8 protein-coding genes and 1 pseudogene are annotated in these 13,817 nt (G+C 57.3%); 6 read left to right on the top strand and 3 right to left on the bottom strand.

Annotated features, from left to right (window positions below; genetic code table 11):
- A partial coding sequence (locus NKG99_RS33960; protein ID WP_352873741.1) for an acetate--CoA ligase family protein occupies positions 1-1,814 on the bottom strand: 1,814 nt, incomplete at its 3' end.
- A 299-nt stretch (positions 1,815-2,113) separates the two neighbouring features.
- On the opposite strand from NKG99_RS33960, the gene NKG99_RS33965 reads away from it, so the two are divergent.
- A complete protein-coding gene (locus NKG99_RS33965; RefSeq protein WP_352873742.1) occupies positions 2,114-3,703 on the top strand; it encodes an ABC transporter substrate-binding protein in 1,590 nt (529 codons plus the stop codon).
- 351 nt (positions 3,704-4,054) lie between these two features.
- Positions 4,055-4,924: a MaoC family dehydratase gene (locus NKG99_RS33970; RefSeq protein WP_352873744.1), complete on the top strand. Its 870-nt coding sequence runs from the start codon at positions 4,055-4,057 to the stop codon at positions 4,922-4,924.
- A gap of 173 nt (positions 4,925-5,097) precedes the next feature.
- On the opposite strand, the pseudogene NKG99_RS33975 reads toward NKG99_RS33970, so the two are convergent.
- Positions 5,098-6,432: pseudogene (locus tag NKG99_RS33975) on the bottom strand (IS1380 family transposase); the annotation flags it as partial.
- A 374-nt stretch (positions 6,433-6,806) separates the two neighbouring features.
- Entirely contained in the window at positions 6,807-7,775 is a 969-nt protein-coding gene (locus tag NKG99_RS33980) for an NAD(P)H-dependent flavin oxidoreductase (protein ID WP_352873746.1), read from the bottom strand.
- A 582-nt stretch (positions 7,776-8,357) separates the two neighbouring features.
- Here NKG99_RS33980 and NKG99_RS33985 point away from each other — a divergent pair.
- The 4 genes from NKG99_RS33985 (at position 8,358) to tnpA (ending at position 13,773) form a co-directional block, all read left to right on the top strand.
- Entirely contained in the window at positions 8,358-9,554 is a 1,197-nt protein-coding gene (locus NKG99_RS33985) for an acyl-CoA dehydrogenase family protein (protein WP_352873748.1), read from the top strand.
- Positions 9,555-9,601: 47 nt separating this feature from the next.
- Positions 9,602-10,735, top strand: a complete 1,134-nt coding sequence (locus NKG99_RS33990) for an acyl-CoA dehydrogenase family protein (RefSeq protein ID WP_352873749.1) — start codon at positions 9,602-9,604, stop codon at positions 10,733-10,735.
- A gap of 576 nt (positions 10,736-11,311) precedes the next feature.
- Positions 11,312-13,021: an ABC transporter ATP-binding protein gene (locus NKG99_RS33995; protein WP_352873750.1), complete on the top strand. Its 1,710-nt coding sequence runs from the start codon at positions 11,312-11,314 to the stop codon at positions 13,019-13,021.
- A gap of 338 nt (positions 13,022-13,359) precedes the next feature.
- Positions 13,360-13,773: an IS66-like element accessory protein TnpA gene (gene tnpA / locus NKG99_RS34000; RefSeq protein WP_352873752.1), complete on the top strand. Its 414-nt coding sequence runs from the start codon at positions 13,360-13,362 to the stop codon at positions 13,771-13,773.
- The last annotated feature ends 44 nt before the right edge of the window (positions 13,774-13,817 follow it).

Consider the following 13,817-nt stretch of genomic DNA (forward strand, 5'->3'; position numbering starts at 1 on the left):
CCCATCCCGACTGTGAGGGCAAGGCCCATCAAGTCTACCCGGCGTATGCCTACGAGCAACTCGCCGATTCCATCTTTCACCATCTCTTCCACCAAGAAATTCCGGATGGAAAGCTCGGGCGCAGCGTGCGTTAATTTCTGGGCCATAATGCGCACGGCTTGCCACGCATCTTCGGGCGTGGCCACGCGCAACACGACGGCTCCCAACTCGCTTTTGTGTGCCAGTCCCGCGCTAAGCGCCTTTACCGCCACTGGAAAAGCAAGTTCGTCCAACCGACCGGTTTGATCTGGGGTCACCACGACACTTCGAGGCACCGTTATGCCAGATGCACTCAGTTCGGCTTTGGCAGATGCCTCGTCGAGAGCGATCTCCTCGGTCAGACCCCTCGGGTAGCTCGGTAGAAGAATTTCTTCGTCAGTCCTTTGAGCAAGGACATCGGCCATTTCCGACGCGCGAATCGCATTTGACACGGCGCGAAGCCCATCCTCCAATCCCTGCAGCGGTACCAAACCCTCTGCTATCATTCGCACTCGAGCGCTTTTTGGAAAGGTTTCTGGCAAAGTGTTGATAAAAGCCGCGGGCATTCCCCGCTCGCGCGCGGCTTGTGCGAATCCGCTTGTGGCGGGGTGCCAGGTTTCCGGACGTTCGGACACGAAGATCGATACAAACACAGCCACGTCCCGATCATCCGATAAATATTGTCGAAAGATATTCCGAGTGTAATCGACTCCCCCATCAACGGCGGAAGAAAGATCGAGAGGATTGGCCGGATGAACAAAGGGCGGCAAAAGCTTTTCTAGCTCTGCGGACACTTGCGCTGATGGTGGCTGCAGATCGAGCCCGTTAACTTCGGCGATATCACCGCCAAGCACTGCATAGGTGCCCGAACCCGTTGCATATGCCGTACGGCGTCCTTTCACCCTCGGCGCATACACAAGCATTTTAAGCGTTTCCGCGGCCTCAGTCGAAGTGTGCACCTCGACAAACCCCAGCCGCCTAAACAGTGCGGAACTCACGGTATGATCACCCGCCAGTGAAGCCGTGTGTGACTCGGTTGCCCGCCGGCCAGCGTTTGTTCGGCCGCCCTTGATAACGACCACCGGAATTCCTTTGCGCGCGGCTTTGAGACCCGCAGCGGAGAGGGCGACCGCGTCTACTATACCTTCTAAATAAAGGTTCACCGCACGAACGCGTTCGTCGTCGAGAACCACATCCATAACGTCTGCTGCAGTTACCACGGCCTGATTGCCTAGGCCGACGGAATAGGCCAGCGGCAGCGAGCGGTCCGCAAATCCCAGGTCGAGGAGGTAAGAACCTCCGTTGCTTATGAGGGCGACGCTGCCATTTTCATCATGGTCACCCCAACGGTCCATCATGAAGGCGCAGCGGTCAGCAAAATTGGCGAAACCCGGACAATTCGGCCCTATGATCGGCATGTCGCCTGCGGCTTCGACGAGATCGCGCTGGGACTTTTCTCCGCCATGCATTTCGGAGAAGCCAGAACTATTACAGACCGAACCTGCGACACCGATTTCCGATAGTTCACGGACGAGGCCCACTACGTTCTCGCTCGGCACTGCTATGAACGCGATGTCCGGCACCTCCGGGAGGCTGGAGACGTTGGGAACACACCGAATACCCGCCAGCTCACTGCGACGGGGATTGACAACATGGATGGGTCCTCTAAAGCCGCGCGCGCGACAATAATCGATGGCGGGTACCAGCGACGCTCCGCCGATGAACACCGCCCTTTGCGGCGCCAACATCCGTTTAAGACGCTCTCGTCTGTTCTCCAGTGCGCTGTCCAAGATCAAGACTACACTCCCCATGGTCACGGCGGCTGCGTGGCGCGCTGCTCCGGCTGCGAAACGGGTTCTTATAGGCAATGCAGGGCGCCTCGGAATCGGAAATAAAATCATTTGGCAGATTACTTTTTTGCGGATCACGTAGCCCAGCGCCTCTGATAGCGTATGCACTGAACCAGCAGAGATATCTGGGCACCTGTGAGAGCTTCTCCAAGGTGACTGGCTAATTAACGCTGGTTGGCGAGCCGTTCCTCGACAGTAATAAACGACACCATTACAATTAAAGGGATCGAGAGAGGAAAGATACAATGAACAAATGGGATGGAGTACAAGCGTTTAATTCGGTTTTAGACCGGAGGCGGTTTCTAAACTCAGCGGTGGCTGCCGGGGCGCTTGCAATCGGCTCGGCAAGCGGCGTTCTCCCGTCGTTCGCACAAGATGCGGCACCGAAGAAGGGAGGTCATTTCAAGATTGGCATTGGCGCGGGCTCTATAACGGACACGCTCGATCCTGCTACATTCCCCGACTCTTACATGATGACATTCGGGCACAGTCTACACGGTTATCTCGTGGAGATGGACGCGAACGGCAACCTGATGGGCGAACTAGCCGAATCCTGGGAGTCCTCGAAAGACGCCAAAACCTGGACCTTCAAACTTCGGAAGGGCGTCGAGTTCCACAATGGGAAGACCCTGGACGCTGACGACGTTATAGCCTCGATCAACCACCATCGTGGTGAAAAGTCCCCATCAGCGGCAAAATCCATCGTCCGTCCGATTGAGGAAATCCGTTCCGATGGTCCCGGAACGGTTGTCATCGTTCTAAGAGAAGGCAATGCAGATTTTCCATACCTTATGGAGTACTTTCAACTGGTCATTATGCCAGCAAAGGATGGGAAGGCCGACACCTCCGGCGTTGGCGCTGGAGGGTATGTACTTGATGCATTCGAGCCCGGCGTCAAAGCGATTTCCAATCGATTTGCGAACTACTGGAAGCCGAATGCAGCTTGGTTCGACTCATTCGAGGCCCTTGGCATACAAGATGTTACCGCGCGAACCAACGCGCTGATCACTGGCCAGATCCATGCCATGGACAGGTGCGACCTAAAGACCGTTCATCTCCTGGAGCGGAACAAAAGCTTGGAGATTGTGTCGGTCGGCGGCACTCAACACTACACCATGCCGATGCTTGTCGATTTTCCACCGTTCGACAACGTGGATGTGCGCCTGGCTCTAAAATACGCGATCAACAGGCAGCAGCTTCTTGACACCGTGCTGAGCGGATATGGGAAGCTCGGCAACGACCACCCGATTTCCTCCACAAATCGATTTTTCGCCAAGGATCTGTCCCAGCGCACGTTCGATCCGGACAAGGCAAAGTTCCACTTAAAGAAGGCTGGCCTTTCAAACTTGAAAGTCCGCATGTCCACTTCTGATGCGGCATTCGCGGGTGCCGTCGACGCCGCTGTGATCTATCAGCAGAATGCAGCCAAGGCAGGAATAACCATCGACGTTGTCCGGGAGCCAAGCGACGGCTATTGGGATTCCGTCTGGAGGAAGAAGCCCTGGTCGGTTTGTTACTGGAGCGGCAGGCCCACCGCCGACTGGGTATTTGGGCAGACCTACGCCGCTGACTCAGACCAGAACGACACGCGCTGGAAGAATCCGCGCTTCAATAAGCTTTTGCTTGCTGCCCGATCTGAATTGGATGATTCAAAGCGGTCGCAGATGTATGCGGAGATGCAGGCCCTTTGCCGAGATGATGGCGGCACTGTCATTCCCGTATTCGCAAACTACGTGAGCGCGCTTTCGACCAAAGTCGGTCACAACAAGATAGGTACCAACTGGGATCTGGACGGCTTACGCTGTGCGGAACGCTGGTGGTTCGCGGAAGCATGAAGTCTAATCAGGGGCGATCCAATTTGTCACCCAGTTTTTGCATGCGCCCCGGGGTCAAGTGTGCCATCCGGTCCAGGAGCAATATGGTTCAAGAGCCTTACTTGACCCTACGGACCGGTTGGCCGCGCAATTGTACCTGAGCCGCAATTTGTTACTCGGCGAAGAGGTTAGCGCGGGGCGGTGAAAAAAATCTTTTGGCCGGCATCATTTTGATGCTCGCCAGATTTTCATGTTCGAGCTGAACGATATGATGGGCAAACTGGTCCTTGAGACCTTCGTGGACTCCTGGTGGGCTAGTTAGATGAACTCCACTATGGGGGATTAGCCGCTCGGAAGCAGGAAAGACAGCGGATGGCGATTGAATACGAACGGATGATGGCCATGAACAATCTAGGCCAGTCATTCAGTTACGGCGACCGCGACGTCATGCTTTACGCGTACGCCATCGGCATGGGCTCGGATCCTCTCGACCAGAGAGAACTTGCCTTCGTCAACGAGGCCTGGGCAATACCCCGCCCACTCAAGGTCGTACCGACATTTGCATCGATCGCTGCCTGGGACGCGGAACCGCAGGAAGTGACGCGGAGCTTCGCCAATCCAGTCCTAGTCTTGGACGCTGAGCGCGATATAACTTTCCACAAGCAACTTGCGCCCGCGGCCGAGATAACGGCGGATTGCTCCGTTACTGCCGTCTACGACAAGGGGAAGGACAAGGGGGCGATCATAAGCTTTCGCACGTTGCTGAAGGACGACAAGGGCCAGCTCATTGCGACCCTTCTGACTTCCTGGTTTGCTCGGGGCGACGGCGGTTTCGGTGGTCCGTACGCTGAACGGCGCGAGCCACATCGCGTGCCTACTCGTGCGCCGGACAGAATCATCGACATTACGACGCGGCCCGATCAGGCACTGCTATATCGACTCTGTGGCGACCGCTTCCCTCTGCATTCCGATCCTGAATACGCAAAGAGTGCCGGATTTCCGCGGCCCATCTTGCACGGGATGTGCACCTATGGGATCACCTGCCGAGGAGTCCTCGAGACCTATGCCGACTACGATCCAGGCGCATTCAGACAACACGCTGCGCGGTTTTCATCACCTGTCTTTCCGGGTGAGACGCTCACCCTCGAATTGTGGAAAGAAGGCTCGGTGATCTCATTCGAGGCGAAAGTGAAGGCGAGGGGCGTTACAGTCGTAAAAAATGGCATGACCGTGCTGAATTAGCCGCCTTGAAGCACGGCGATGAGGTTTTGGCGGCCTGAAGCGGCGATGTGGCCGCTGTTGGGCGCTTTTCCGCGAACCTCGTCAGGCGCCGGCGGTGATCCGTCGTGATGGCAGGTGGGGTTTGCAGGTTGCGGTCGGCGGGTTCGTTTCGGGGCGTCTGCGCCCCATGGTTATGTCGCGAGCCGCGGAATGCGATCGAGGACGATGCGCAGGATGCGTTGGTCGGGCAGGATGTCGGCAGGTGCAGGCGGATTTGCGTCTTCATCTCGACCACCCGCGCAGCGATCTTGATGAGGCGCAGTCGCAGCGTGTCGAATTGGGCGACTGCGAAGCTGGAGCGCTTCGGCATCGCGGCGCGCAGGCCCCACATGAGCCAGTAGGCGCCGGCATGCAGGAACAACCGGAACTGGTTGGCCGTCGCTCTTGTGCAGGAGGTGCGGTCGGCGGCGAGATGCGTCTTCCACGACTTGATGTGGTTCTCGGCAGCGCCGCGCCGGCAGTAGACATCCTCGTAGAGTGCCTTGGCCTTGCCACCGGCAAGGTTGGTGACGATGAAGCGGGTGTCAGCACCTTGGGCGCCGACCTCGACCCGCGCTATGATGCGCTCGACACGGCTCCAGCTGGCGGCCCCATCAGGAACTCCTTGAACCTGCGGACCTTTTCGTCTTCGGTGACGCTTCAAAGCGCGCCGTCGCGCGGGCTTCCAGGTCCGCGACATGCTTGCGCAGGGTCGTGGTGGGCGGTACGCCGAGGATGAAGTCGACATCGTTGGCGCGGCACCAGTCGATGATCTGCGGGCTGCAATAGTGACCGTCGGCCCGGATCAGGATCCGGATGTTCGGCCAGTTGATCCGGATCGCCCGCACCAGACGGCGCAGGTGGGGGCGGATCTCAGCCCCACTCGGCCGCTTGGCCGGTCGCAGGATCGCGCTGACGAACCGTCCCGCACCATCGAACACGACGATCGGCTGGAAGCCGTACTCGTCATGGTGGGCATTGAACAGGCGAAGCTGTTGGCCTCCGTGCACAGCGTCGAAGGTGTCGTCAATGTCGAGTACGATCCGCTTCGACACCTGCCGGAACGAGGCGCAATAGAGATCGACCATCGCCCGTCCCATCGCGACCAGCTCCCGCACGCCGGGTAGGTTCTCCAGCCGGCACAGCGTCGATTGCGACGCCAGATCCCGACCCGACGGCAGCGCATCCTGGGCCATCTTGAAGACCGGGTCGGAACGCAGCCGGTTGGCGTCGTTGCCATCCTCGTAACCGGCGGCGATCATCTTCATGCGGAAGCCGATCATATCTGCAAAGTTGTTGATGACCTGGTCCGGGCTGCGTGGATCATCGATGCAGCGCGCCAGACGGTCGGCCACCCGCAGTCGTTTCTCCACCTCTGCTAGAGCCAGAACGCCACTGTCCGACGACAGCATGCCGCCGTCGAAACGGGCGACGACGGACTTGCCGCCGACAGATGACAAGCCGCTCAGCGGCAGCGTAAGATCATTCATGGCGGGTGTGGTCTCCGGAAATGATTCGGATCGGCCTTAGCAACCAAATCCTACGCCATTTCAACGGCTTGAACCACATCCGCCAACCCACCGTGAATTTTTCAGGTTAGGTGGGTTGTCGGGAAAATCGCACGAGGCCGCCTCCGCAAGGGCGATCCATCCCTGATGGTATGATCGTTCAATTATCCTTCAGCCATCTCGACTTCGATGTCGTTGCCGCTTTCAAATCCTGATCGGAAGCGTAGCTTCCGGCTTCTTGTCATCGGGAGGGTGTCCCAAGCGAACTCGGCAGTATGCATGAAGCCCTCCGCATCGCTCCGCGGCCCATGGTAGAAATGGGCGTAGCCACCAAGAAGCGTGGCGCGCATGTGCAATCAGTATAGCAGCTTGGCGGTCTCGCTCATGGCTCTCTGATATTCGTCGACGATTTCTTCGACGACGTCCCCCGCCGATTGAATTTTGGTGACGGCGGAAACTGTATGACCGGCGCTCCAGATATCGGCCCATCGCTTCGGCCCTGTCCCAGCTAGGTCAGCGGTGAACCTTTTGCGTGCTTCTTCAACGCTCAGCGGCACTTCCAACTCGGCAGGATCGAGCCCCGCTTTCAGGATGGACGGCCGAAGGTAGTTGGCATCGAACCCATTGACCGCTTTCGTTAGCTGGATGTCGTCAATCCCTGAATGGACCACCATTTCCTTCTGACCTTGCGGCGCCATGCTCTCGTGCGTCGCGATGAAGCGTGTGCCCATCATGCCAAAGTCACACCCTAGCGCTCGAGCCGCCCAGAGTGCATGGCCGTCGGAAACGCCGCCGGCGAGGCCCACCGGCCCGCCGTAGATCGAGCGAACCGCCCTGACGAACGACAAGCCGTTTAGCCAGCCAGTCTGTCCTCCTGCCCCTGCGCTCAGAAGTACCAGACCGTCCGCACCCACTTTGATCGCCTTTTCCGCATGTCGCATCGTCGCGACATCTGTCAGGACTGCGCATCCAATATCGTGTAATTGAGGGATAATTGCCTCCGGCGATCCGACGCTCGCAAGCACGATCTTGACCCGGTACTTGACCAAGACATCTACATCGGCCTGAAGGGCCTCCGCTGATCTACGCATGACAATGTTGGGACAGCATGGTGCCGAAACATCATCCGACTCGGCACAAGTTCGCTCTATCCTCGCGAGCCACTCGTCCAGTTGTTCCGGCGTCCGTGCATTGTTGGTTGGAAAAGCCCCGATAACGCCCTCCCGACAGACCGCCGAAACGAGATCAGGCCCCGATACTCTCCCCATCGGTGCCACGATCAGGGGGATCCGCAGCCGAGAGGCAATTGATGTGGGCAAACCCATTCCGCTTGTCCTATTTTGTCAGTAGTTCCTGTCGGTACGCTGGCACTTGACGTATAACTCCACACATTGTGCCGAAAGCATAACAAATCATGGCCAAGTGCTTGCAATTCCCATGCCCAGTAACGCGTTGTGCTCCAGGCTTCATGCCAATCGTCAGTGGCAAGAGCTCAGCAAACAAGGCAGGCACCTGATTGCGCCGCAGCTTCTTGTGCAGAACCGGTTGCTCTGCTTCATCTGACCCCTGCAACTCGGAACCGCCCTTTGACGTATCCATGCCGATAAGATTCCACAGACGGTTTCCCCTGATATCTTCGACGACCTCATTTTGGTACATCGAGGCCGTACCACCGTCATCCACCCGGAATCATTGCGGAAAGGGTGACGCGCCTGTGCAAGCTGCGAGATCGACTGTTATAAGCAGGTCGTCCGGCTGAAAATCCGAAATAAAATCATTCGGCAGGTGATTTTTTTGCGCGCCTCCTGTGCCGACCCCTGATGTTAGCATCCGTTTAGCCGTCTGCTCTCACTGTCGCGTGGAATGGCTGCTCACAATCACCGAAATGCGCATTGTTGGAGGGCCAAATGGAACTCGCGTTTATGGAAGAAGAGCGCACGTTTCGTGAGGAGGTGCGTCAACTCCTACGTGACAATATACCGCTGGAAACGCGTCGCAAGCTCGTGGAGGGCCGTCGACTATCAAAGGCCGAAATCGCTGTGGGTACGCGTGTCCTCCACAAAAGAGGCGTCCCGGGCTGGCCAAAAGAATACGGTGGTGCAGGATGGTCTCCTTTTCAGCAGTATATTTTTGAAGAAGAAGTACAAGCGTTTCCCGCTCAGATGACATTCGGGTTCGGCGCCTCCTTGGTCGGTCCGGTCATCTACACTTTCGGCAGCGAGATACAAAAGAACCACTTCCTGCCGCGCATCGTTAACGCTGAGGATTGGTGGTGCCAGGGCTTTTCAGAGCCTGGCGCAGGGTCCGACCTTGCCTCGATTAAAACGCGGGCGGTGCGGGACGGTGACCATTATGTTGTGAATGGCCAGAAGACCTGGACGACGGGCGCTCAACATGCTGACTGGATCTTTTGCTTGGTTAGAACTAATACCAACGTGAAGAAACAGGAAGGAATATCGTTTCTTCTTATCGGTATGAACACTCCCGGCGTAGTAGTGCGTCCAATCAAATTGATTGATGGTAGTTACGAGGTCAACGAGGTCTTTTTTACTGACGTTCATGTTCCGATCGTGAATCTTGTCGGCGAGGAGAACAAGGGCTGGACCTATGCCAAGTTTCTGCTCGGCAACGAACGATTTGGCGACGCTGGAGTGGGTCCTACCAAGGAACGCATTCAGCGGGCTAAAGATCTCGCTGCGCAGTGTTACGTGGGTGGTAAGCGGTTGATCGACCAAACGGCCTTCCGCGAAAAAGTTGCCGCGATCGAGGTCGAGCTAAAGGCCATTGAAATCACCCAGCTGCGAGCAGTCTTCAATGCTTCGCGACGCCAGGACGGATGGCAAGACCCGGCCGGCTCGATCCTGAAGTTAAAGGGTTCGGAGATTGAGCAGGCCGCAGCGTTGCTGCTGATGGATGTGATCGGTCCTTACTCCCTCCGTGAATACTCGGAACAGCCAGCCGATAGCGCGGACCAATGGCTGGCCGGGCCTGATGGAGCCAGGCTGGCTGCGCCTATTTACTTCTTCAGCCGCGCTGCGACGATCTACTCCGGCTCAAGCGAAATTCAGAAGAACATTATAGCACGGGCGATCCTCGGTCTTTAGGGTTTGGCGGGTTGTCGCCAGCTCACTTCGATTTGGGAGTTTCGGCATTGAATTTTGATCTAACGGAAGAGCAGCGACTGCTGAAAGACAGCATTGAGCGGCTGCTGCAAGACAAGTATGGCTTCAATGAGCGCGGTGTCTATGCAGCTCAGGGGCCCGGCTACAGCGACGCTATGTGGTCAAGGTATGCCGAACTCGGACTGCTCGCGATGCCCTTCGCAGAGGAATATGGCGGTTTCGGCGGGGGACCGGTCGAGACCATGATCGTCATGGAAGCGTTCGGCCGAGCTTTGATCCTCGAACCCTATTTTCCGACCGTGGTGCTTGCGGGCGGCATCCTTCGCCATGGAGCGAACCATGCGCAGAAGGCAGAACTCATTCCTGCCATCGCCCATGGTCGGGCAAAATTTGCCTTAGGTTATTTAGAGCCGCAGTCGCGCTATGACCTGTTCGATGTTGAGACGAAAGCAAGGAAGGATGGGAACGGATGGATCTTGAATGGCGTAAAGACACTCGTGCTACACGGTGATAGCGCCGACAAAATCATTCTAACGGCACGAACGACCGGTGATAGAAGGGAAAGGCAAGGGATTGGCCTATTCCTGCTCGACAGTGACGCACCAGGGTTGCGGCGTCGCGGTTACCCGACACATAGCGGTTTACGCGCCGCGGACATAACGCTCGACAATGTACGGGTCGACGCAGCCAACGTGATCGGTGAGCCAGAAGAGGGGTTTCCCGTTTTAGCGCGCGTAGCTGATGAAGCAGTCGCGGCTCTCTGCGCGGAGGCAGTTGGGGCATTCGCAAAAATGCAGGCGATCACGCTTGATTACCTCAAGACACGCGAGCAATTCGGCAAGAAAATCGGTAGTTTCCAAGTGCTGCAGCATCGGGCGGTCGATATGCTAGTCGATCTGGAACAATCGCGCTCCATGGCCATCTACGCGGCGATAATGGCTGGCGTAAGCGACGCAAGCGAGCGCGGGCGCGCTGTTTCGGCCGCAAAAGTCCAGATCGGCCGATCAGCAAAAGCAATTGGCCAGCAGTCGATCCAACTGCATGGTGGCATAGGGATGACTATGGAATTTAGCATTGGTCATTACTTTAAGCATGTCATCATGATCGACAAACTGTTCGGCGACGCAGATTATCATTTGGGGCGACTTGCCGCCTTGATGTGAGCGACGGCGCGAATCTGCGACCAGGACTCCAGAAGTGAGTTCAGGTCTGCCGACAGTGCTGCAGCAGAGTCTATGGCGGTGGTATCTGCACTGACCAGGGATCGCGTCTTTTTTTGGGATAGCCGAGCCGGTCCTCTCTTTGCATCCTGGCCTGGCGTGCAAGCACTTATACAATGGCCCTAATTGCTATCTCTTTACGACTGCCAGAACTTCTCGCTTTCCTTTCTTGTCGGCACAAATCTCAGCCGCGATTGAATCGGAAGAGCACCAGGCCTCAGAAACGAAGTCACTAGGGAGATTACTTTTTTGCCGCTTCTAAGTGCAACCGGTGATGCTATCGCTGCCCTCGGAGGAGACCAGCATCGTGAATGCGCATCAGCCGAACACGGCTCTACTCGTCACTGGGGCACGTCGGAATGAAGCCCTATCGATATAGGGGTGACCTAGTCGGAACAGGCGGCTTTGAGATGCAGTTTCACTCGAAGACGGTATCATCTAGGCCATTTCCGGATTTTGAATTCCGGCTGACAACGGCTGCAGGCGCCGAAAGAGCAATCAAAGCATCGGAAGAGGCACATGCCAAATGATCTCGCACTTCGGGGGGAGCACCCGAACAAGACTGCCCGCCGTCAACCCAGCCATGCCACAAAGTCAGATTTCTTGCTCGACATCCGAAATCTACGGATTGAGGCGCCAGCATATCCGCCCTCCGAAAGCCTCAGGACGGCCGTTCTCGTAGATGACATTTCACTCACCCTGCAGCGGGGCCGAGTGTTGGGTTTGATCGGGGAATCGGGCGCCGGCAAGTCAACCATAGGGCTTGCAAGCATGGGATATTGCCGGGGCGGCGTTAGGATCGCCGGCGGCGAAGTGATGCTCAACGGCCGTGATATTCGGAAGTGTGGAATTGGAGATATGCGACGGCTACGTGGCCGGGAAATCTGCTATGTCGCGCAGTCCGCGGCTGCGGCATTCAATCCCGCGCTACGTCTGATGGACCAGGTAGTCGAATCGGCACTTCTGCACGGTGCGTCAAAGCGGGAGGAGGCCGAAGATCGAGCGATATCGCTTTTCAGAAAGCTCAGTCTTCCTGATCCCGAGAACATTGGCAAGCGTTTCCCCCACCAGGTGTCGGGCGGCCAATTGCAGCGTATCATGACGGCTATGGCGCTTTGCTCGAACCCCGATCTTATCGTCTTTGACGAGCCCACGACAGCGCTGGACGTCACGACCCAAATCGACGTCCTAGCCGCTATCCGCGATGCAATCCGTGATGCAGATGTCGCCGCGTTATACATCACCCATGACCTAGCCATTGTAGCGCAGGTCGCGGACCAGATCATAGTGCTGCGTCATGGCAAGCTTGTAGAGCAGGGGACGACACAGCAGATCATCAACGAGCCGCGGGAACAATACACCCGAGCCCTTGTTTCTGTGCATCAGATCGCTCACGACGAGAAAGAGGCTGCCCTTGCGCCTGTAATGTTAGTGGAGGGCGTATCGGCCGGCTACGGAGGCGGCGCGATCAAAGTTTTGAGCGATGTGTCCCTTGAGTTGCATCCTGGCCAGACCCTCGCGGTCGTCGGCGAATCCGGATCCGGCAAATCGACGCTTGGGCGCGTGATCACCGGATTGCTGCCATCCTCCGGCGGCACTATCCGTTTCGAGGGCAGGGAGCTTCCGCGCCGTTTGGCTGAAAGATCGAAGGAGGACCTGCGTCAGATACAAATGATCCACCAGATGGCCGATATCGCGCTGAACCCACGCCAGACCGTGGCAACGATAATCGGGCGGCCTCTCGAATTTTACTTCGGGATCGGCGGCAGGGAGCGCGACCATCGTGTAGCAGATCTGCTGGACAAGATCGAAATGGGCACCAATTTTGCCGACAGGTACCCGGCAGAGTTGTCCGGGGGACAAAAGCAGCGGGTCTGCATCGCCCGGGCCTTGGCTGCCCAACCCAGAATAATCATCTGTGATGAGGTGACATCGGCCTTGGACCCCTTGGTCGCCAATGGTATCTTGAAGCTGTTACTGCAGTTGCAGAAAGAGGATGCTGTAGCCTATCTTTTGATCACCCATGACCTTGCAACAGTAAAGTCGATCGCCGATTCGATTGCGGTGATGTACAAAGGACGAGTGGTCCGCTACGGTCCGAGCAGCCAAGTGCTCGTCCCGCCGTTTGATCCGTATACTGAACTTCTTCTATCTTCGGCTCCCCAGATGGAGGTCGGCTGGCTAGACAAAGCTATCGGCACTCGACGAATGGAGAGCGCCGGAAATTAGCTTGTCGGGATAAGCTCAGGCTGACACCTCAGGGGTAAGAGGTTGCGAGGCTGGTAAGCGGTCCAGGGCGCGTCCCGCGCGTGACAGCAGAACTCACCGTCCTCTGTCGGAAACCTAGACAGAAGCGCCCTCGTCGAGAGTCCGGCGATCGCGTCCCGCTCTTCACTTGCAACCTCTCTCAAGCGCATGCCTGCTCGCAATAGGGTGCGTCTCAGCCAGATCGCGCCCAGATACAGGATACAGGGGCTGACGTCGAGTCTCAGCCGGACTGTCTGTCGTAAGCAGGTTAGCACCCGGTGAGGACCGCCTTGTTTGTGAGGAGGTGAAGCGCTGTTGTCGTGGTTGAATTCAATGACCACGATGCAAGCAGCGAGGATAGTCACGTGTCCATTCATCGGATGGAGATTGTGAGTGGGACAGGTCGGCGTCGGAGTTGGTCGACGGCGCTGAAAGAGCAGCTTGTCTCAGAAACGCTGGAGCCCGGGGTCACGGTGACCGAGGTGGCGCGCCGCCATGATCTCGATCGGTCGCTGATTTATCGCTGGCGTCGCGCCTTTGGGGTGAGACGCGCTCGTGCGGCCGGCGCCTTTCTGCCGGTTGAAGTCGTCGACGACGCCGTGGCAGCGACAGAATCTTCGCCGCCAAGGATGACCAGTGCTCCTGCGCCGGGCGCGGGGCGGATCGAGATCGAGTTCTCTGATGGCTATCTCGGTAAGCGGTGCGCCAAGGCACCTTTCCCGAAATCGCCTTGATGGTTAGTCTCTCGTTCGTCGGCGCGCCGGCGCCGATCACTCCG

Source organism: Mesorhizobium sp. M1409 (assembly GCF_040317535.1).
Taxonomy (GTDB): Bacteria; Pseudomonadota; Alphaproteobacteria; order Rhizobiales; family Rhizobiaceae; genus Mesorhizobium.